This is a genomic window from Paenibacillus sp. FSL R5-0908 (genome assembly GCF_038006245.1).
In the GTDB taxonomy this organism is placed as follows: Bacteria; Bacillota; Bacilli; order Paenibacillales; family Paenibacillaceae; genus Paenibacillus_AQ; species Paenibacillus_AQ odorifer.
Map to the genome: position 1 here is coordinate 6,116,790 of NZ_JBBOUV010000001.1, position 21,168 is coordinate 6,137,957.

Genomic DNA, 21,168 nt, shown 5'->3' on the forward strand with positions numbered 1-21,168 from the left:
TACCGTTTAAGGGATTATAATTAACCAAATCAGGAGCATCTGTGCAGGATACGGACTTACAACTTAATACCGAAGAGACGCTGCCTGCCGCTGATCAGATATTCTCCTGGACGCACACCGAACTTTTTGCGGAAGGCTGCCGAGAAATGACTCACATTACCATATCCAACCCTAGAGGCTGCTTCACTTACAGTCATACTCCCTTGTTCCAGCAGCTGCTGCGCTCTCTGCATCCGTTGTTCGATAACGTAAGCATGTACGGTATAACCAAACATTTCCTTGAAGCCCTTTTTCAGCTTAAACTCATTGAGGCATATAATGCGAGAAAGGCCTGCAAGCGTTGGCGGGTGCAAATAATCACGCTGCAAAATCTCCTTAGCGAGCCGCAAGCTCTCCATATCCTCTCTGGACAGCTTGACCGAGCGTGGAATCCGATCTGCTTCATATAAAGATTCATTGAGATAGACCGCCATAAGCTCCAGCATTTTGCCCTCCAGATAAAGTTCACGCATGCCATGGCTATAGGAACAATCCGCAATTTGCGACAGAATGAAGCGGATGGATGGTGTGATGTTATTTTTCCCAAAAAACAAACCCGCACCAGCTCCGATGCGAATCCGTGTATCCTCAGTCAGACCACTGGTCATCCGCTCAAATTGTGCCGGACTCATATCTATGCTGATGAATCGGTACCCCGCTCCACTCAGGTATGTGCAGTTTTCACTTCTTACCCCGCCATGAAACAGCGCAATTTCTCCCGTATCTATAACAAAATAGTCCGATTTCAGCGAGGTCCCCCACTCAATGCCATGCCCCATGCAGAATGCCAGCTCTGTACGCGGAGTGCTAAAATTGCCCTTCGCTTCGATATCCCGATTAAAACGGAGATTAAAATCTGTCATCTGAATATACCCATGGCTAAGCAGACTGCGGCAACTGCCTTCCCCTATTTCGACTGGAGGTTTAATCTCAAAGTGAGCCCCATTAAAACGATAATTATAATCTACCCCTTCACATGTAAGCGTCTTATGGGCATCAATCGTTTCTGCTTCTTTCAGTCCATTGCTTCGCTCCATGCTCATCCCTGCTTCCTCTTACTTTGGGTTAATTATATATGCAATGAGAATGATTATCAATTAAACATTACGATTCCCTCTTCGTTCAAACTGAGCAGTTGGGCAAATACACTGGATTATAATCAAAAAACCTTCCCCACCCCGAAGAGTGAAAAAGGCTTATATGCGTCACTTCCGATGCCGTATCTAGCATTCATAGCTACTCTCGTTTCTTCCCAACTGCCCCAAGATAGATAACAAACTCTTCATCGCCGTCTAATTCTAAAATCTCATCAACCAACTTTTGATCATAGATTCCAATTGCGCAAGCACCTGCACCGATGGATTCGCTGGCTAAATAAAGGTTCTGGCAGACATGTCCAACATCGATGAGGATTTTTTTGTGAGCAGAAATATCATACTTCCATTCAGAGCGGTAGGGTGTGGTACTCCAGGCAAACAATACAGAAGCTTTTTTGGCAAAGTTAGGGACAAAGGGCTGATCCAAAGTAATAGCATCAATCTTTTGTTCAAGTTGATCTAATTCAAACATAAATAAAAGCTTATGTTCCACAGGCAGATATCTGTAGATCCCTTGCCCAATGCCCTCTACACGCATAATCATTAAATAGGTTTCAAAGGTGTGTGTCGCCCCACTGCAGGGTACAGTCCGCAGCGTAAGCCCGTTCTTATTCATACCGCTAATCCCTTGGGTAGCCCATAATAAATAGGATAACTCCTCCAGACTAACAGTATCCTCAGAATAGAACCGTGTACTTCTTCTTTGATCTATACAATCAAAAATATTTTCTTTACTCACAACGTCTTTGCTGACCTTGGGCAAATCAATAATTAGTGCATCTGAATCAAATGGCTTAACAATTGGCGGTTGTGCAATTCCCTTGATTTTATCTGTTTTGATATGTTTGAATTCATGAAAATTGGATTTCAGAAAATTTCTTTGTTGTTCATATCTGGTCATAGCAGATCCTCCTGAACTACCTTAATGTCTCTAATTTATCATGTCATAAAAATCATACGGTGATCTAACTCACTCTTCAGTTGTTTTGGTGAGTAAACAAAAAACCTCCCTTTGCCCCGAAGGGCAAAAGAAGGCTTAAACGCGTCACTTCCGAAGACATGGCCAGCTATATTTTCAGCTCCCCAAGCTTGATCAGCTCGACAACCGCTTGTGAACGGCCTTTAACGTTTAGTTTTTGCATTACATTGGAAATGTGGTTTCGAACTGTTTTTTCGCTGATAAATAATAAGCCAGCGATATCACGAGTCGTTTTGTCCTGCACGAGAAGCTCAAAAACTTCGCGCTCACGATGAGTCAACAGAAATTTGCTGTGGTGTTCGTTCCCCTTCAATGGTGTCACCCCTCCTTGCCCTGGGTTTGTTTGGTATAACAAGGTAAAGGGATACAGTCAAAACATATTATGTATTGTTGATGTTAATGGTGCTGTAACAATTATAAAATGGGCTTAGTTCATTCAAATGCAAAAGCCTGAAATTTTCATGAATAAGAACATCTTTTTTCAGGGCAAACTACGGTTTGTTGTTCCTTATTAAAGGAGGTGTATGTATGAGCCATTCAAAAAACAATCAACCTACCAAAGCAGAAGTACAAACTACGAAATTAAACAAATTACCACTCGTAGGTAAATTCGAACCTGAATTTTCTGCAGAGGAAGCTGCAGAAGTGTTCGAAAACCAACCCTCTGCCGATCATGAATCCCATAATGAACGATAAAAAGCAGATGACCTTTGATCTTATTCTTAAGCAGATCAAACCTTCAAAGAATGGGACTGTCGCATTAACAGCTTAATTAACTATAAATGAGACGGTTCGCTTCATTTAAACATCGTAAACAATATAGAGCAGCGATTCGCCATTAATGGGAATCGCTACTTTATGTTGTGGACCGTCGGCTGCCCGCTTCTATACTGTATTCATCAGCCCCAACTGAGGCCTTCGGACCCAGATGGCGTTATTTGCAAATTTATCGCCTTTTGAGCGAAGTTTCGGACACCAGTGACACTATTCCTTAGAAACAGGCTCATATAGGGTACTTTTCAAGCCAATAGCGACTATGCGGTCCGATAGCGACTCAAATATCGAATAATGCTGCAATTAGTGTCATCTGGGTCCTTTAGTTACTGCTTATGCGCAAAAGTTTGCTGGGCCGGTTACATACTACTGTGTACGTTCACTGGTTCGCTGGGCGGTTACTATTCTGCTTTTTCAATTGTAATCGGATACATTGCTACAACCTATACTCCCATACCTGGGAGTTTTTTTGTCGTGCAATTATTACAATGAGATACATCACATTTTTATATTGACAGTAATTGTATACGGACTTATGATAAGTCCAGTATAATTGATAACGATTATCATTTAGATATAAAAAAAGGGGTGTTTTTTTTAATGAAATTTACTTATGCTGTCTCTGCAAGTCTACTTGCGGCCTCCATACTGTTCACCGGATGCGCCAATAATAACAATTCTACAAATACTGCTGCCAACAGCACTACAGCCACCAATGCACCGGAGACTGCTGCGGCTACCAATGCGCCGGAGACTGCCACAGCTGACTTCACGTCAGCTATAGATCAATATCGCACATACGTCATCCAGCAATGTGATGAATTTGTGAAGCAAACAGAGAGTTTCACCAACGCTGTAAAAGAGGACAAGATTGATGAGGCTAAGGCGCTCTACGCTCCTGCTCGCATGTATTATGAACGGATTGAGCCTATTGCAGAAGCACTTGGTGACTTGGACCCAAACATCGATGCCCGGGAAAATGATGTAGATGCGGCAGAATGGCGCGGTTTCCACAAGCTTGAGAAAGCACTCTGGCAGGACAATACAACTAAAGACATGACAGAAGTTGCTGACCAATTGCTGAAGGATGCACAGCTGTTGCGTGCGAAAGTTGAGACCGTTGAGATCGACGCGAATCTGCTCGTAACTGGTGCTGTTGAGCTTTTAAATGAGGTCTCCTCCTCCAAAGTAACCGGAGAGGAAGAACGTTACTCGCACACAGACCTGTATGATTTCGTCGCAAACGTCGAGGGCGCACAAAAGATATACGAGCTGTTAAAACCAGAACTAGCTAAAAAAGATGCCGAGCTTGAAAAAACCATTGGTGAACGATTCGCTGCCTTGCAAGCTGAGCTTGCCCCTTTCAAATCCGGAGATGGATATGTTTCCTATGAAGAGCTGAAAGAAGATGAAGTACGTAAACTGAGTCAGAATTTGGACGCCTTGGCTGAGCCATTGTCCAATATGGGAACTATTCTAGGAGTGTGACCCTCATGAATAAACATAACAAGTTTACTGGAGTACCAGGTAATCCTGAAAGTCCCGCTCTTAATGATCAATCGAAGAATGAACCTATATTTGGTAAAAAATTAAGCCGCCGCGATATGCTGCGGCTTACTGGCGCCACTGGCCTTGGTCTTTTGTTAGGGGGCGGAGGTGTCGGTGGAATTATGGCTGCGCGTAATGCTGTAGCTGAGCCAACGAAAGCCGCAGAAGGTGATTCCAGTTCCATTCCTTTTTATGGGAGCCATCAGGCGGGGATTTTGACACCTGCACAGAACTTTATTTATTTTGCTGCCTTTGATTTCACCACAACCAAACTGGCCGATGTGAAAAAACTAATGCAAGCATGGACTACTGCCGCTGCCGCTCTTACTACTGGCGAGCTTATTGGTGACGTGAATGACAATCCCAATCTTCCGCCCTCAGACACCGGGGAAGCGGACGGGCTAAATCCTGCAAGGTGTACGCTGACCTTTGGTGTTGGCCCTTCCTTTTTTGATGAAAGATTCGGCTTAGCTTCGAAACGCCCAGCCCTATTGGCCGATCTTCCGGCATTTGCGGGTGACAATCTTGATCCGAAATGGTGTGGCGGGGATATTTGTGTGCAAGCCTGTGCGGATGATCTGCAGGTCGCATTCCATGCGATCCGCAATCTGGCTCGTATCGCCCGGGGGACTGCTGTACTGCGCTGGACACAGGAAGGTTTTCAACGCACTGGAGCAGCGGATCCCAAGGGGGCTACGCCACGCAATCTTTTGGGTTTCAAAGACGGCACGGGCAATCCCGATACAACCGATAACACTGAAATGAACAAAGTGGTCTGGAACAACAGCAGTGACGGTCCTTCTTGGATGAGCGGCGGCACTTATATGGCGGTACGCCGGGTACGTCTGCGTATTGAAGTCTGGGATCGTTCTTCGCTAAGTGATCAGGAGGCTACCTTCGGGCGTTATCGTCACACCGGAGCTCCACTCGGAGCTAAGGATGAATTCGATGATCTGGATCTTTCAGCAGCGGACGCTTCCGGGAAACCTGTCATTCCGGCGAATTCACATTCCGCATTGGCGCATGGTGACGGTACAGTCAAAATGCTGCGCCGCTCCTACTCTTTTTCCAGCGGTTTGGACGTCACCACGGGACAGCTTGATGCAGGTTTGTTATTCATTAGCTTTCAACGTGATTTAATGAAACAATTCGTTGCCATTCAGCAGCGCCTCTCTAAGACTGATCTCCTGAACGAATATATGACTCACACCGGCAGCGCGGTATTTGCCTGCTTCCCGGGTGTCCGCAGTGGCGGCTTTATCGGGGAATCACTACTAAGCTAAATTTATGGCTGTCCATTATTGAAGGGGGATTATCCCGATGTTATCTCTTACGCATCCTAAACGGCAAATGCCAAAGGTTGCCTTGCTGATTCTGTTTGGCTTTTTGTGTATGCTTTTGCTCTCCAGCCCCGCGGGGGCGGAGGGCGATGGCACGGTCGATGAGCTCCTGCCGCCGGTCGGCAGCGCGCTCGTCGAAGCCGGCCAGAGCCGCTGGGACGCGGCCGCGGCCGATGTAGAAGTGTTCGCTGCGCTGTGGCGCACCGCGAACACAGGCACGCCGGACCCGGCACTCGCCGGTTCGGCTGCTGCCGTTGACGCCGCGCTTGCAGACGCGGCGAAAGCCCTTGCGGCGGGCGGCGGCGAGCCCGCCAAAACCGCACTGTCCACGCTCGCGAGAAGCGTGGACGCGTACGTCACCGCCGCCTCCGGCACGGCCGGCGGTGACACTGGAGCCGCCGGACGCGAGACGGCGGCGAAGCTTTTGCCCGCGGCGGAACGCACGCGGGATGCGGCGCGCAGCGCCGACTGGAGCGCGGCAGCGGCAGCGTACCGCGACATCGTCAGCGGATGGAAGCCGGCGGAGCGCAACATCCGGGCGGACGATTCCGCCGTCTACAGCCTGCTGGAGACGCGAATAAGCCTGCTGCGGATTGCGCTGCAGGCTGAACCGCTCCGCGAGGAGTCGGCGAAATCGGAAGCAGAAGCTCTGTATCAGCTGCTGGCTGATTACAGTGAAGGCAAAACCATTGATGCTGGGGACACTTCCAGTGAACCAGCTTCTATAGAGGGATTAATCAGCTACCTGAACAAAGCTTCCTCCGCTGCCAAAGACAATAACAGCACAGAGGCCGCTAACATCATGGAGCAATTCATCGTAGCCTGGCCTTCTGCCGAAGGGCAAGTCCAGATCGCCTCACCAACAGTCTACAACAATATCGAAAATGAGAGTGCGGCTGTCACAGGTTACCTGCTCTCAAATCCACCTAAACTGGATCAAGCTTTAACCATCATGGACAATATGCTTAGCGAACTAACGCCTTTGGCTGGTGAGACCACTTATAATGCTTGGGATGCCGCTTTGATTCTGTTGCGCGAAGGACTTGAGGCTATTCTCGTCTTGTCAGCACTTCTTGCTTACCTGAAACGTGATGGCAACGCCAAAGCGCAAAAATGGATCTGGTCCGGTGCAGCTGTAGGCCTCATCGCAAGTATCGGATTGGCTGTTGTGCTCACTTATACCATTTCTCGGGCAGCTTCCGGGGGAGCACGGGAGATGATTGAAGGGATTACTGGTCTTGTCGCGGTAGTTATGATGCTCACAATCGGACGCTGGTTACATAGCAAATCAAACACTGCAAATTGGAACAACTACGTGGGTAGGCAAGTTGATGGCGCGCTGGCCAAAGGAAATCTTTGGTCACTGTCCTCCATTGCAGCGCTTGCTATTTTACGTGAAGGTGCAGAGACTACAATCTTTTATGTGGGCATGGCTCCATCCATCAAGCTGTCTCAATTACTGCTTGGGATTGGATGTGCTCTGATTATTCTTGGTATTGTAGGTTATGCAATTATTGCTTTGAGTGCAAAATTGCCAATTGCCGCCTTCTTCCGTACAGCTACAATTCTGATTTATTACCTAGTATTCCGCTTTCTTGGGGAGAGCATTCACTCGCTTCAGGTCGCCGGCAAACTTCCTGCACATGTACAAGAGGGCTTGCCTTCAATTAACTGGCTTGGCATGTATCCAACTTGGGAAACCTTGCTTCCACAGCTGCTTGTCCTGCTGTTTATTGTGTGGGAGCTGCTTCGGAACAGATCGCCAAAGGCTTCACGAACAGCTTAGTTTTATAAATACAATAGATCTACCGGTCCGTCACGCCCTGGTGGTTACGCCGGTTTAGTCCGGTAATCTCTTGCATTTACAGTCTAATTTATGAAATGGATTCCATAGCAAGCTTTTTATTTGGGAGGTAATTTGCGGACAATATGATAAAATAAAATGACTATACACAAGCACCAAAGGGAGGCTGTTGTACTCTAATGGCTAATATTAAAGAAATTGCCCGTATGGCTGGTGTTTCTGTGACAACAGTCTCGCGGTTGCTCAATAATCACCCTTATGTAAGTGAAGTCAAACGAACCGCAGTCCTAAATACTATTGAAAAATTAAACTACACGCGTAATATGAATGCCGTGCATCTGATCACGGGGCGGACTCAAGCTATAGCTGTTATTATTCCGTATACCAACTTATTTTATTTCTCAGTCATTATTGCCGGCTTGGCTCAAGAAGCACTGCTGGCTCAATACCGGCTCGTTCTCTGCCAAACCGATTATCGTACTGAAGAAGAAATTAAGGTGCTTGAGATGCTGCGGAACAAAGAAATTGACGGTGTAGTTATGGTCTCTTCAACAATGAGCTCAGAAGCTATTGAAGAATATACAGCTTATGGTCCTATTGTGGTATGTCAGGATAGAGGAGAACGCCAATTTTCTTCTGTATATATTGAGCATTATTCTGCTTTTCGCAGCGGCCTTCAATATTTGAATGATAAAGGTTACCGCCATATTGGGTACTGTGAAGGAAGACCACACGGCAGCAGCAGCTCAATCCGGCAAATTGCCTTTAGAGACTTTCTAAAGGCTACAGATCAGCCTTACATTGATGAATGGATGATCTATAACTGTCTGACCGAGGAGGACGGTGCCCGCGTACTTCACCAACTGCTGCAGATGAAAAATCGTCCTGATGCCCTGATTATTTCAGCAGGCGATCATATAGCGGCTGGTTTAATCATCGAAGCTTGGAAAATGGGTATCCGCATTCCTGAGGATCTGGCCGTCATAGGATTTGATGATCAGCCTATAGGCCGAACGTTAGGTCTGACCACTGTAGATAATCAGTTAACTGAAATGGGCATATCCGCTTTTCGGATTATCTATGATCAGATCCAGCGGAATGATGGACAACCCGTCCACCGCAAGCTTGAGTACCGTATTATAGAACGCAATACAGTATAGTATCCCTTTCATCTTATATCTCCGTAATTACATCATTTAACGGTCCACTTTGCAGCCTTCTGCGAGCAGGCCGTTTTTTATTTTTGCATTTTCTCCTCTAGTATTCATTTTTATCCCTTGCTTCCGAATGGAATTTGTTTTATCCTAAGTATGAAAATAATTTTCTACATTCAGTTAATAATTATAAAAATAATTTCAATTTCTCATTGAAACGAGGTGGATGAATGGATGTCCCCAATACTGCATGCACTCGAGCATGAGAAGGCCAAGCTCTCTCAAATGGAACGAAAGCTGGCTGAACGAATTCTCTCCTCACCAGGCGAAATCGTTCATATGGGCATTACAGAATTAGCAGAACAATGCGGAATAAGCCCGGCAACGATCACACGTTTCTGTAAAGTGCTTCATTTTAAAGGCTTTCCAGATTTCAAGGTGAAGCTGGCAGCAGAAATTGCTCATAGTGATGCCGGTCCGCAGGATGGTGGCTCTTCTTATCAAGATATTGTAGCCGGCAACCCACTCTCCGTGATTGTGGAAGCGATGCAGACGAACCATCTGACCTCCATCCGGGATACTACTTCACTGTTAGATCTGGAGCGACTGCAGGCAGCAGTTAATTTATTGTGCCAAGCACGCCGCGTTGATCTATACGGGATGGCGACCTCTTCCATTGTCGCTCAGGATTTCTATCAGAAGCTGATCCGCATAGGCGTACATTGCACTGCTTTTGCTGATTCCCATATGCAGATTACCTCTGCTTCATCACTCTCCGAAGGTGATGTCGTATTCGCAGTATCCTATTCGGGAGAGACTCCCGAGACCATTGATGCCTTGATGTGCGCGAAAGCTAGCGGAGCAAGCACTATCGCACTAACCTCTTATGGCAGCAGCACCTTGGCTACTCTGGCGGATATCCCCCTATTCTCCTCATCTTTGGAGAAAGGCATGCGCCGGGGAGACATGGCCTCACGCATAGCTCAGCTTCACATCATTGATATTTTGTTCACTGGAATGGTCAGCACCCGTTTTGGGGATTTTATTCCTAGACTGGAGCAATCTTATCTCAATGTCCAACAATACCGAAACAAACGAGGAGGACAATCCTAATGAATATTCTAAAGTTCCATAGTGATGAAGATTTCGTACAAACGGGTGCGAATCTTATCGCCAGCCTGTTGCAAAGCAATCCTAAAGCCGTGCTCGGTCTTGCGACCGGAAGCTCTCCAGTTGGTGTTTATGCCAAATTGGTTGAAATGCACCAAAAAGGACTTGTGAGTTTCTCTAAAGCAACTTCCTTTAATCTGGATGAGTATATCGGCTTGCCTGTCGACCATCCACAGAGCTATCGCAGTTTCATGAACGAGCAATTATTTAACCATATAGATATTGATCCAGGACAGACACATATCCCTAACGGAAACGCAGCGGATATGGAAGCAGAATGCCTTGCATACGATAAAATGCTGGAAGAAAACGGACCCGTTGACTTGCAGATACTCGGTATTGGCAGCAACGGCCACATTGGATTCAACGAACCCGATGCTAACCTCAGCAGCAAAACCCATGTCGTTGACCTGCTTGAAGATACCCGGGAAGCGAATGCCAGATTCTTCGACAGTTTGGACGAAGTCCCTCGGCAAGCGATCACGATGGGCATTGGAGGCATCCTAAAAGCGCGCCAAATCCTCTTAATAGTTCGTGGTGCCGGCAAAGCTGAAGCCATCCGCAATGCTGTTGAAGGCCCGATTACAACCCAATGCCCTGCATCCTTGCTGCAGAGCCATCCAAATGTAATCGTTCTCGTAGATGAAGGAGCAGGCAAATGGCTGAAATAAATAAAGAATTAGAACAGTTGCTGTTAGGTAAGGTACTGACTCCCCAAGGTTTAATTGAGCACGGTGTGATTGCCGTATCTGGAGAGCAGATTCACTATGCTGGCGATGCGGCTTGGCTTCCAGAGCGTTACGCGCATTGGCCTGCCAGTGGTCAAGCAACGGATCTTCTGATCCCCGGATTTGTAGATGTACATGTTCATGGTGGAGCTGGCTACGACTTTATGTACAGTGATACTGAATCGCTGAATGCCATCACTAAGTTCCATAGTTCCCAAGGAACAACAACAATGCTGGCTACAACCATGACCGCTTCCAAGTCTGCTATTGACCAAGTATTCTCCGAAGTCAGCGCTTATCGCGCGGCTGAAATGCCTTACACACAAATTGCAGGCATGCATCTGGAAGGACCTTTCATCAGCCCGAAATGGTCCGGCGCACAAAATCCAGAGCATATTGTTCCTGCCAATATTGAGTGGCTAGCACAATGGGAGAACGATTATCCAGGAATGATCCGGCAAGTCACGCTTGCTCCGGAACGTGAAGGTGCACTCGAGGCTATCCTCTGGCTGCGCAAGCACGGTATAACTGCAGCACTTGGGCATACGGATGCCTCCTTTGAAGAGGTTATTGCCGCAGCAGATGCTGGACTTAACCAAGCCGTGCATATGTTCAATGCGATGACACCCCTACATCACCGTAAGCCTGGAGCGGCTGGAGCTATTTTGTTCGATAAGCGAATTCGCGCAGAGATTATAGCCGACGGGATTCATGTTCATCCCGCAGCCATTTCTATATTGACCCGTCTCAAGAAAGAGAACAATTTATTACTGATTACTGATGCCATGTCTGCAACTGGACTTAGTGATGGTGAATATACAATCGGTGATTTACCTGTACTCGTTCAAGATGGCATCGCCACCCTTAAAGATAACCCTGCTGCTCTAGCTGGAAGCACACTTACGATGATTCGCGGCTTCCGTTATCTGATCCAAGAGGTAGGACTCAGTTTGGAAGAAGCCTCCCGTGCTGCAAGCCTTACGCCAGCGACATCCATTGGAATGGAACGTAGCATTGGCTCCTTGGAGGCTGGAAAACGCGGCGATATCCTGCGCCTTGATGCTGAATTTAATATTCGCGGCGTATGGATCGGCGGACGTCCAATCACCACTTAATAAAATTAGCTCCAAACAAAAAAGCAACAATTCTCTCCAGATGGTGAGATTGTTGCTTTTTATTTAGATCACAAAAATCATTAATAATTACGTGTTGGGAAAATTCGTTCAACCATGGTGCGGAATTCATCCACAAATCCTTTTATCGGATGACCGGCACGAGCCTCTTCAGCATAAACATTGGCGCGTTCCACGAAGTCAGGATTTGCTGATACGTATACATCCTTAATTCTCGCATCATGTTTTTTAACTTCTGCAGCAATTTTATCTTTAATTGCTTTGGTAACTGTTTCTGTTTCTCTTGTATTTATGGTGTTATTTGTGTTATTTGTGTTATTTGTGCTATTGGTGTTATACATATGCGTCGAATTACTTCTGTAATTCGTATCATGGGTACTAGGAGTGGTACTGCGCATGCCCATTCCAGTTCCCATACCTTTTCCTATCCCCATATCTACATCATGTTTCGAGCCGTTGCTGTTCAGCAGAGGACCATTATTATAAGTATGGTTTCTTGTCGTACCTGTACCAGTACCTGTTCCCAACATACCCGCTCCCAAATTACCCATGCCATTGATTCCATTTCTGGTTGCCGGTCCAGTACTTGTTGTACCAGGAACTGTATTTACAGTACCTCTTAAGGCTCCGTTCATACCATTTGTTACGGCTCCAGTATCATTCATTCCATCACGGCCAATTTTCACTCTTCCTGTACCAGACATTACGCCAGTCGGTCCATAATTGTGAGGAGTGGTTGAGGATTTTGCCCGATACGATGGAGTCCCTTTGGCTCGCAGGCCAGCAGTTGCATCATTTAAAGTAACTGCTACATACGCGCTTTTTCCTGCAAGCATTACATTCGCTGAGCGGACTTCAGGCATAGCAGCAATTCGATCTGCAAGCTCTTGACTGACTTCCATCTTAGTGATGTTATGCGTACCGCCGCGTACGGAGTTTACACCAATACGTCCATCATTAACTCCCCGGACACTATTGGTTTGCACATTCGATTTTTCTGCCGTATTGGTTCCACACCCCGTAATACTCACCAAGCCGAGAAGCAATGCAGCTGAGACTGACATACTGATCTTGGATCGCAACATGAATTCATCCTCCATCTCTAATGTTGTATGTGTGCAGTGTACGATCGTTAGGATGACCTTCTGAAGAACAAGCTATCCTGAAAGGATTTGGAACTATGCCGCTTTGACCGTCACCCGCGAGTGCAGATCGGCGTATCTTATAAACAGTAAGCCATATCTCAACAAGTCGGTAATGCTCCGCAAAAGTCAGGAGGCTTGTGCATGAAAGTTCTATTTACGTTTTATGTACCGAGTGGCGGGGTGGAGACATTAAATAAGCTGCGATGTGAAAGTCTCCAGCGAAGCGGGATCGAATGCCATGTTTTATATCTAATGCCGGGTTCAGGCCAGAATACGACCAATTTTCCGGTATTTGTCTCATCTTCAGATGAAGAAATTAGAAATTTGCTGGAGACCCATAATTACGATGCCATTATTGTTACATCTGATTATTTATTACTGAAACGTCTGCGTGAACTCGGTTACCGCGGTATTATGATATACGAATCTCAAGGCCTTGGAAAACGCAGTCATGCGGAAACTCTGATCAGAGATGCCGTCCCTTATTTACGTTCTTATTGTAATGCAGTACTAATCCCGCCAACCGATCATTTATTGGAGCTGTTTATTGAAATCTGTCCCTGGCTGCATCGTTATGTAATTCCGAATATTGTTGATGTCCAGTCTTTTCAGCATATCCCTGCTGAACCTCCCGCTAATCCGGTTATCGCTTGGGTAGGCCGGCTAGAGAGCAATAAAAATTGGCGGGAATATTTGAGAATCGCCCATGAAATTCGCCTTTATAAACCAGATATTCATTTGTGGATGTTCCATGATCCTAATTTAGCCGCAGAGGATCAGAAACAATCCTTTCAGGAGGAGCTACACGCCTTAGGGCTGAATGATCGTCTAAGTACTTTTACCAATATTCCTAATCATGTAATGCCAATTTATTATTCCTCAATCGCTAATTCTGGTGGCTTCCTGTTAGCCACCTCCATTACAGAAGGATTTGGATATGCTGTTGCCGAAGCGATTTGCTGCACTTGTCCCGTACTTAGTACAGATTCCGATGGTGTCAGATCCTTTATTGTTCATAATGTCACGGGTAAATTTTACCCGCTAGGCAATATTCCAACTGCCGTCAACGAAGGACTGGAGCTTATGAACAATATTCCTCTGCGAGAGGGTCTCCGCCAGCAAGGAAGAGGATATATGGTCTCACGCTTTGGAACAGAAAAGTATGCGGAATCTTTTCGTGAAATGATGAATTCCTATGCCATCTTCTAACCGAAATCACGCAAAAAAACCTTCAAGCCACTTCTCAAGTGGTATTGAAGGTTTTTTGTATTTTAAGGACATATTATTAAGAGTTCCTCGCTACGATCTCAAACAGTGCATTCTGAAACAATTGTGTGCTTTTTTCCCAAGTGAAATGCTGTGAATCCTGCTCCCCCTTACGAGCCAGCCGCTGGCGTAAATCCGGGTCTTTAATTAAGGTTATGATATCATCCGCAAGCCGATTCTCAAACCGGTAGGACATTAAGCAGTTATGGCCATGCCTGCCATATTCCATATTCCCACCGGAGTAAACAGTAACGAGTGCTGCTCCACAACGCATAGCCTCGATGCCTGGTAGCGATCCCGTATCATACGTACTTGAGCTTACAAAAATATCGCTCTCACTATAATGGTAACAAAGCTCAGTATCATTTGCAGGAGTCCTTATATGATATCGTTCATCCGCTAATAAAGTTTGAAGTGTAGTCGATTCAGCAAATTCACCAGGAGGAATAATCAAATACAGTTCAACTTCTGGATGAAATCTTCTGACCCGATTTAACTGTTCAAGCAAATAGTCTTGTTCACGATGGCCTGAGAATCCACCCTCTGGCTTTCGCATAACCGCGGAAACTACAAGCTTATTTTCAGGTTCACGAATGTTCAAATTTCTAAAAACAGGATTCACACCAATGGGCACGATTGTCCCCTTAATCCCATGATTCATCTGGACGATTTCTTGCTGCCAACGGGATAGTACAAGCAGATTGCTAGTTAAATTATAGGATGCAAAAGAACGGCTATTGTCAGGTAAAAAAGTGGGCTCGTAGCAAAGCGCTAAACGAATATGAATCCCTTTCCCCTCATTACTTGCCTGCTGCGATACCTCGACTGTGGTATAAAAGTTGGAGACAATCACGTCCCCCACTGGAAAATCGCTGGCCGACAAATCACCATCTGCCGCATAACGCAATTCACAATTTATCTCGTATTCAACGACACCATCGCTGGGCAAGAGGATCGTAATTTCATGACCGATCTCTGACAGACGATTAGCCAGTTCTGCCAGCATCCGTTGTGCTCCGCCCCTAGATAGAGTTAGAACAGGAAATATTAATTTCATTCCCCTCTCTCCTTTAGCAGCAGATGCGATAGAACCCCATGATGGTTTGCTTGTACCTGTTCTATCTCTCTTTTCTGCGCCTCACTATGAATCACTGAGCCCATCTCTTGATGCACTCGATAATCAAGCTGCGGATACTCAATATAAGACCAGCTAAAATGCGGTAAAATACGCAGCCATAAATCATAGTCTTGAGTATATAACAACATTTCATCGAACGTTCCTACAGCACGAAATATATCCATATGAAGAAGAACTGTACTCCCATTCACCGGACAACCCAACATCATAGTCTCAATAAAATGGGCTCTGCTGCTAAAAATCATACTTACCGTATCTGAGATCCGTTCTCCCTGCTCATTTATATAATAATAGGCTGTATAGTTAAACAAAGTACCCGTACTTTTGAGCTTTTCTATTTGGTTTTTGATTTTATCCGGGTGAAATTGATCATCTGCACTGAGCCAGGCAAAATACGTTCCGGTAGCCACTTCTATCCCTTTGTTCAAAGCAGAAGCTGTCCCTCCATTACTTTTTTGTATATAAATGATTCTGTCACGGAAGGGGGCCAACTTCTCCAACCATAGGGTAGAACCGTCATCGACTACAATAAGTTCTATATTCGGATAGCTTTGATCCAAGACACTTTGGATGGCGAGATCCACATACGAACAGTTATAAAATGGGATGATCACCGATACTTTAGGTTCTTCACTCATACGCGCTCACCTCCTTCACCCGGAGCTCAACTTTTATACTGTTTTACAAGCAAGCAGGGCATCTACTGGTGCATGGCCCTCCCCGAATGCTTCACGAAACGATGGGTTTTGGGCATGATGGAAGCCTTTAAGTACCGTTACCTCATACCCAAGTGCAATAAAATCCTCCGGCTCCCATCCGCTCCGATGCTTTTGAAAATACTCTCCCTGCAAATGATAATGATCCATACCCTCCTGTGGAAAAAAGCCCCGAGGGGTAAATACAACTACTCGGTTATTGGCGATTCTTTCGGCCATCCCTAGCAGAGTCTTCGCTTCATTTTTATTAAAGTGCTCTATTGAATCAATAAAGGTAACCGCTGAAAATGTTTTGGGGAGGAATAATTTATCCATATGACTGGCATCTGCATGTACCGGAATAATATGAGGTGACTTATATTGACGATGCAGCAGGTACGGCCTGTGAATTTCTAATCCAAGCACTACTGCGGCTTCATATCGTTCAAGCAGGGTACCGGTGCCGCTGCCGATATCCAGAATACTCTCGCAGAATTTCAACTGTTCCAGTAAGACTGGCAGAAAGTCATTCACTTCAATTTCCCGGTACATTACCTTCAGCCCCCCATAGAAGAAATCAAGTGCTGCAGCGAATTTTTGTAGCGGGCATTGGTCGCAGCTGCCTCTGCCATAATTACATCAAAATATTTGATCGTTCCCATGCCCTCATGCGTCCGGTAAGCTGTGAGTGATTGATTCAACATCACCGGTGGATATCCGTTCAGAATGGCGCGGAACCATAAGTCATAATCATGGGTGTAAGGAAGTGATTCATCAAAAAGTCCGATGGCTCCAAACACCTCTCGTTTAAACATCACCGTACAGCCATTAATGGGATTACCGTGTAAAAAACAACGTAAGTAATCCAGGTGACTAGGAAACAATGGCGCAGCATTCAGCTGAACCAGCTGCGATTGAGCGTTAATATAATTAAAGTTGGTATAGGAGATTAACAAGTGGTTCTGCTCCATGAACAGAACCTGATTGTTGATCTTATCCCGATAAAATAAATCATCTGAGCTAAGCCAGACCACATAGTCCCCCGTTGCATTCAATATGCCGTGATTCAATGCGGAGGCGGTTCCCCCATTGCCTTTGCCCAAATAATGAATTCGGGAAAGATACGGTGTAATTAGATTGCTATGCGCATGCGAGCCGTCATCGACAATAATGATTTCGTAAGGTTCCCAAGACTGGGAGAACGCACTTTGCAGGGCGTGCTCAATATAAGGACAATTATAAAACGGAATCACTACCGAAACTTTCGGTCTCATAACAACCTCCCCTCCCCGCTAATTCGGTAATAATTCAAAATATCCATTAACGATTGACTAAGTCCAATTTCCGGACGCCAGCCCAGTGAAGTCACATCAGCCTCAGGGGTTGATGCTTCCGAACGAACCTGCTTATCTGCTGTGGCTGCGATCTCTGAAATAGCCCGTTCAGCATCTGCGGGTCCCCAGTCCATTGGCACTGGACCTACAGAACGACTGAGCAACTGCTCCGCGATCTCCCCGAGTTCCCGCTGCTTCCCTGAATCGATGCGATAGATGGTTCCATTTGTACCTTTACGCAAAATATAATCATAAGCTCTAACGGCATCTCTAACATCTAAAAAATCACGCAGCGCATAACGAGAAGAGAGCTTAAATGGAGGTATTTCCTCATCTGGCTGGACTTCACTTCGAACAATGTGCTGTGCTAATAAAGAGCAGAAGCCGGTGGAAGGACCGGGACCAATCAGATTACAGGGCTCAGCCAGCAGAACCGGCTGTTTAAATAAGGTGCCCCAAGCGAGGGACACCAGCTCTTCTATTGTTTTGCTAAGACTGTACGGGTGTGGTGGCCCAGCCACCACACCCGGTTTGAACTTAAGTCTGGAGCCAGCCACTAGAATCCGACTGCTCGGCAGGCTTCGCATGGCCTCTAATAAATATAAGGTAGCCATCACATTGGTCTCCATATAAAGCAAGGGATTAAGCCATGACTCGGGTACGGAGTTCTTCCCAGCCAAATGAAGGACAGCGTCCGGTGCAGTTTGCTTGATCATCTCAGCTACTGCTTTCCGGTCACTTAAATCACAAACATAAATCTTTACTCCTTCTGGAAAAAGAGTGGAGGCAGCTGTCGATTGCGGCCGCAATACAGCGATAACCTCAGCCCCTCCTGCCGAAAATAATCGAACCGCATGTTGCCCGGTAAATCCACCGGCTCCGGTAATCAGAAGTCTTTGCCCTGTCATAAATACATCTCTGACTGTTTCATCCAGTCAGCCAGTTCTTGCAGCATTAAAGGATATGAAGGCAGCGGCAAGAGGACATCCGCTCTTGTATTCACCAGTGTACGATCCTGAATATGTTCATCCTCAGGGATGATCTCCACATTTTCTTTATGAAAAGCCGCCTGAATATGCTGAAGCAGCTCATATTTACTTACCGGCTCTGGATGCGCTAAATGGATCAGCCCCGATACGGGGGAATCCAGCATTACATCCACTGCTTTGGCTAATTGGAGCGTTGTGACCCCGTTCCACATCACCCGCCGGTATCCTGAAACTTTACCACTCTGCGCCAGGAACCAATCCATCAGACCAATACCGCCAGAGCGGATTTCGGGACCAATAATGGAAGTGCGAATCGTAAGATGCCCGGGTTTTTGCACCTCACCGAGACTTTTAGAAATTGCATATACAGAGGTTCCATCAGGAGCATCCTCTTCGGTGTACCCTCCGCGTGTTCCTTCGAACACGCAGTCGGTACTGATATGAATGAGCCTTGCCTGAACATCCTCCGCCTTTCGCCACAAGTGATGAGGGAGAAAGCCATTCACGTGGTAAGCCCCAATTTTGTCACGCTCCGCGAATTGATTGAGAACCCCCATTGCGTTGATAATGCAATGAGGGGAAACGATATCGACCAGCTTCTCAACTCCGGCTATATCGTTCGCATCTACATACAGCCCGCCAAGATCGCTCTTATCCCGGGTTGTATGGAAGACGTGATGCTTGCCCTGGCGGCGAAAATAATCCGCCAGCATATGCCCCGCCATACCGTTTCCACCTAGGATAAGCAGCTTCATTGCAGGAACCCTCCCCGGATCAAGATGCTTTTGATCTCTTCCCGATCCATCAGATTCGTCTCTGAACTGAAGCTATTGAATGAGACGTGAGGATATGCGCTATAATGTGCCTTTAATTCCGGCATGTTCAGCGTAGGGAGAATTACTAGATACTGCTCATCGTAGACAACGGTAGTTAAGCTTTCGAAATCGCTCATCAGAATCTCGTGGATTTTCTCTCCCGGACGAATCCCGGTCTCGACAATACTCACATTGGACTCTCCGGAAGCTTCAATCAGCACCTCAGCAAGATCGATAATTCGGCAGGTAGGCATAGTCATGACGAAGATTTCTCCACCCAAGCTAACCTCAGAAGCTTTAAATAATAACGTAATAGCATCGCGTAGGGTAAAAAAGAAGCGGGTCATTTTCATATCCGTAATGCGTACCTGACCCTTATCTTTAATCTGCTTCATGAATAAATGCACTACGCTGCCGTTCGTTCCGAGCACATTACCTCCGCGTACAGTAACGAACCGGGTGTTTGAGCCAATCAGATTGGCATACACGAACAATTTTTCCCCGATCGCTTTGGTCATTCCATAGAAGTTGGATGGGTTCGCAGCCTTATCGGTAGAGATGTAAATTGCTTTCTCGACGCCATTTACAATGGCAGCTTCGATCACATTTTGAGTTCCCACTACATTGGTTTTGAGTGCTTCATAAGGCTGATCTTCACAGACTGGAACATGTTTGAGCGCCGCCAGATGAAAGATATAATCAACGCCACGGCAGGCTGCAATCAGCGCATCCTTGTCACGGATATCGCCAATGATAAAGCTGAGACGTTGATCTTCAAACTCCCGGCTCATCGCCACTTGAGCGGATTCACTGCGGGAGAATACGATGATTTCCTTAGGATTTTGTGGCAGAAGTTGCCTAATTAGTTCATGCCCCCAGGAACCAGTTCCGCCTGTGACCACAATCCTTTTATTATTGAACATGCAGGTTCCCTCCAAGCAAGAATTTAACTACCTTGACCGAAACATCCGGAGTCATGTATCCTTCCGGTGCCTCCCAATCCCGATTGAGCGCCGTCATCAGCTTGACGCTGCGCAGAATACTTTTCTGATCTACACCTGAGACTACATTGCTGCCACAATCCACTGTTTCTGGACGTTCCGTCGTTCTGCGAATCGTAACTGTTGGCACTTTCATCAAGCAGCATTCCTCCTGTACAGTCCCGCTGTCGGTGATGGCACATAAGGCGTGCTGTTCCAAATAGACAAAATCAAAAAATCCGAAAGGTTCATGAAATTCAACTAGTGGGTTCATTGGAAGGGAAAATTGCTCAGTAAGTTTGGAGCGAGTGCGAGGATGAATGCTGCATATTAAACGAATTCCAAAATGCTCAGCCACTGCGTTAAGACCCGACATAATTTGTACAAGGGACTCTGGATCATCTACATTCTCAGCACGGTGAGCCGTGACTAGGAAATACTGTCCTGAGGTAAGCTTCAGCTGCTCCAGAATGTCGCTGGTCTGGATTTTGTGCTCAAAATGGGTCATGACCTCATGGATCGGATTTCCTGTTAACACGATACGCCTGCTGGGGAAACCTTCGCTGATTAGATGCCTTTTGCTCTGCTGCGTATAAGGCATATTAATGGTCGAAACGGCGTCGATGACACGGCGGTTTTTCTCTTCTGGTACTTGGAGGTCATAGCAGCGGTTGCCCGCTTCCATATGCACCACCGGAATTCCCATACGTTCAGCCAAAATCGCGCATAACGCGCTGTTCGTATCGCCCAGAAGCAAAACGCGATCTGGCTGTTCTTTTAGTAAAATACTTTCTAACCCTCCGAACATGGCGGCAAGCTGGCCGCCTAGTCCTGCTTGTTTATCCTGCAGCACATAATCCGGTGCCCGCAGTCCCAGCTCAGCAAAGAAAATCCCGCTGAGACTGGCGGTGAAGTTCTGGCCTGTATGCACCAGGATGTGCCGCTCAGCATGTTCGTCGAGAAGCGGAATGATTACACTGAGGCGAATGATTTCAGGCCTCGTGCCTAAAATCGTCATGATCTTCATGAGTTCACTCCCC

Annotated in this window: 21 protein-coding genes; 9 read left to right on the forward strand and 12 right to left on the reverse strand. The window is 46.4% G+C overall.

Annotated elements, in window-relative coordinates; all coding sequences use genetic code 11:
* Window positions 1–56 precede the first annotated feature (56 nt).
* The 3 genes from MKZ09_RS27750 to MKZ09_RS27760 all read right to left on the reverse strand — a co-directional run bounded on the left by MKZ09_RS27750 (window position 57) and on the right by MKZ09_RS27760 (window position 2,428).
* The gene (locus MKZ09_RS27750; RefSeq protein ID WP_076207022.1) at window positions 57–1,082 is read right to left on the reverse strand and encodes a helix-turn-helix transcriptional regulator; all 1,026 of its coding nucleotides are present in this window, start codon (window positions 1,080–1,082) and stop codon (window positions 57–59) included.
* A 193-nt stretch (window positions 1,083–1,275) separates the two neighbouring features.
* On the reverse strand, window positions 1,276–2,037 hold the full coding sequence (locus tag MKZ09_RS27755; RefSeq protein WP_076207020.1) for a SagB/ThcOx family dehydrogenase: 762 nt from the start codon (window positions 2,035–2,037) through the stop codon (window positions 1,276–1,278).
* Window positions 2,038–2,203: 166 nt separating this feature from the next.
* Entirely contained in the window at window positions 2,204–2,428 is a 225-nt protein-coding gene (locus tag MKZ09_RS27760; RefSeq protein ID WP_019908812.1) for a helix-turn-helix domain-containing protein, read from the reverse strand.
* A gap of 215 nt (window positions 2,429–2,643) precedes the next feature.
* On the opposite strand from MKZ09_RS27760, the gene MKZ09_RS27765 reads away from it, so the two are divergent.
* From MKZ09_RS27765 to nagA, 8 genes are all read left to right on the forward strand, one after another.
* Window positions 2,644–2,811: a hypothetical protein gene (locus tag MKZ09_RS27765; protein WP_169744806.1), complete on the forward strand. Its 168-nt coding sequence runs from the start codon at window positions 2,644–2,646 to the stop codon at window positions 2,809–2,811.
* A gap of 678 nt (window positions 2,812–3,489) precedes the next feature.
* Window positions 3,490–4,377, forward strand: a complete 888-nt coding sequence (efeO, locus tag MKZ09_RS27770) for an iron uptake system protein EfeO (protein ID WP_076134249.1) — start codon at window positions 3,490–3,492, stop codon at window positions 4,375–4,377.
* A gap of 5 nt (window positions 4,378–4,382) precedes the next feature.
* Window positions 4,383–5,720, forward strand: a complete 1,338-nt coding sequence (efeB, locus tag MKZ09_RS27775) for an iron uptake transporter deferrochelatase/peroxidase subunit (RefSeq protein WP_076207018.1) — start codon at window positions 4,383–4,385, stop codon at window positions 5,718–5,720.
* A gap of 238 nt (window positions 5,721–5,958) precedes the next feature.
* Complete coding sequence (locus tag MKZ09_RS27780; RefSeq protein ID WP_256719259.1) at window positions 5,959–7,563, forward strand: FTR1 family iron permease; 1,605 nt, start codon at window positions 5,959–5,961, stop codon at window positions 7,561–7,563.
* A 197-nt stretch (window positions 7,564–7,760) separates the two neighbouring features.
* Window positions 7,761–8,741: a LacI family DNA-binding transcriptional regulator gene (locus MKZ09_RS27785; protein WP_076207016.1), complete on the forward strand. Its 981-nt coding sequence runs from the start codon at window positions 7,761–7,763 to the stop codon at window positions 8,739–8,741.
* A gap of 228 nt (window positions 8,742–8,969) precedes the next feature.
* Window positions 8,970–9,848, forward strand: coding sequence for a MurR/RpiR family transcriptional regulator (locus MKZ09_RS27790; protein WP_076207014.1), 879 nt, complete (start codon window positions 8,970–8,972; stop codon window positions 9,846–9,848).
* Window positions 9,848–10,576: a glucosamine-6-phosphate deaminase gene (gene nagB / locus MKZ09_RS27795; RefSeq protein ID WP_076134244.1), complete on the forward strand. Its 729-nt coding sequence runs from the start codon at window positions 9,848–9,850 to the stop codon at window positions 10,574–10,576. The genes MKZ09_RS27790 and nagB overlap by 1 nt, the downstream gene beginning before the upstream one ends.
* Window positions 10,564–11,748 (forward strand): N-acetylglucosamine-6-phosphate deacetylase, encoded by a 1,185-nt coding sequence (nagA, locus tag MKZ09_RS27800; protein WP_076207012.1) that lies wholly within the window; start codon window positions 10,564–10,566, stop codon window positions 11,746–11,748. Before nagB ends, nagA begins: the two co-directional genes overlap by 13 nt.
* Window positions 11,749–11,828: 80 nt before the next feature.
* Here nagA and MKZ09_RS27805 read toward each other — a convergent pair whose 3' ends face one another.
* Window positions 11,829–12,851, reverse strand: coding sequence for a YhcN/YlaJ family sporulation lipoprotein (locus MKZ09_RS27805; RefSeq protein ID WP_076207010.1), 1,023 nt, complete (start codon window positions 12,849–12,851; stop codon window positions 11,829–11,831).
* A 201-nt stretch (window positions 12,852–13,052) separates the two neighbouring features.
* Here MKZ09_RS27805 and MKZ09_RS27810 point away from each other — a divergent pair, with 201 nt between their 5' ends.
* A complete protein-coding gene (locus tag MKZ09_RS27810; RefSeq protein WP_076207008.1) occupies window positions 13,053–14,120 on the forward strand; it encodes a glycosyltransferase family 4 protein in 1,068 nt (355 codons plus the stop codon).
* Between the two features lie 76 nt (window positions 14,121–14,196).
* Here the strand turns inward: MKZ09_RS27810 and MKZ09_RS27815 are convergent, their stop codons facing one another.
* The 8 genes from MKZ09_RS27815 to wecB are packed head-to-tail and all read right to left on the reverse strand — an operon-like array spanning window position 14,197 to window position 21,155.
* The gene (locus tag MKZ09_RS27815; protein ID WP_076134238.1) at window positions 14,197–15,234 is read right to left on the reverse strand and encodes a glycosyltransferase family 4 protein; all 1,038 of its coding nucleotides are present in this window, start codon (window positions 15,232–15,234) and stop codon (window positions 14,197–14,199) included.
* Window positions 15,231–15,953 (reverse strand): glycosyltransferase family 2 protein, encoded by a 723-nt coding sequence (locus tag MKZ09_RS27820; protein ID WP_076207006.1) that lies wholly within the window; start codon window positions 15,951–15,953, stop codon window positions 15,231–15,233. The genes MKZ09_RS27815 and MKZ09_RS27820 overlap by 4 nt, the downstream gene beginning before the upstream one ends.
* 33 nt (window positions 15,954–15,986) lie before the next feature.
* Window positions 15,987–16,562: a class I SAM-dependent methyltransferase gene (locus MKZ09_RS27825; protein ID WP_076134236.1), complete on the reverse strand. Its 576-nt coding sequence runs from the start codon at window positions 16,560–16,562 to the stop codon at window positions 15,987–15,989.
* 5 nt (window positions 16,563–16,567) lie between these two features.
* Complete coding sequence (locus tag MKZ09_RS27830) at window positions 16,568–17,284, reverse strand: glycosyltransferase (protein WP_076134235.1); 717 nt, start codon at window positions 17,282–17,284, stop codon at window positions 16,568–16,570.
* Window positions 17,281–18,252, reverse strand: coding sequence for an NAD-dependent epimerase/dehydratase family protein (locus MKZ09_RS27835; protein WP_076207004.1), 972 nt, complete (start codon window positions 18,250–18,252; stop codon window positions 17,281–17,283). The genes MKZ09_RS27830 and MKZ09_RS27835 overlap by 4 nt, the downstream gene beginning before the upstream one ends.
* Complete coding sequence (locus tag MKZ09_RS27840) at window positions 18,249–19,088, reverse strand: dTDP-4-dehydrorhamnose reductase family protein (protein ID WP_076130430.1); 840 nt, start codon at window positions 19,086–19,088, stop codon at window positions 18,249–18,251. Before MKZ09_RS27840 ends, MKZ09_RS27835 begins: the two co-directional genes overlap by 4 nt.
* Window positions 19,085–20,071, reverse strand: a complete 987-nt coding sequence (locus MKZ09_RS27845) for a polysaccharide biosynthesis protein (protein WP_036679704.1) — start codon at window positions 20,069–20,071, stop codon at window positions 19,085–19,087. The genes MKZ09_RS27840 and MKZ09_RS27845 overlap by 4 nt, the downstream gene beginning before the upstream one ends.
* Window positions 20,061–21,155, reverse strand: coding sequence for a non-hydrolyzing UDP-N-acetylglucosamine 2-epimerase (gene wecB, locus MKZ09_RS27850; protein WP_076103696.1), 1,095 nt, complete (start codon window positions 21,153–21,155; stop codon window positions 20,061–20,063). The genes MKZ09_RS27845 and wecB overlap by 11 nt, the downstream gene beginning before the upstream one ends.
* Window positions 21,156–21,168: the final 13 nt, after the last annotated feature.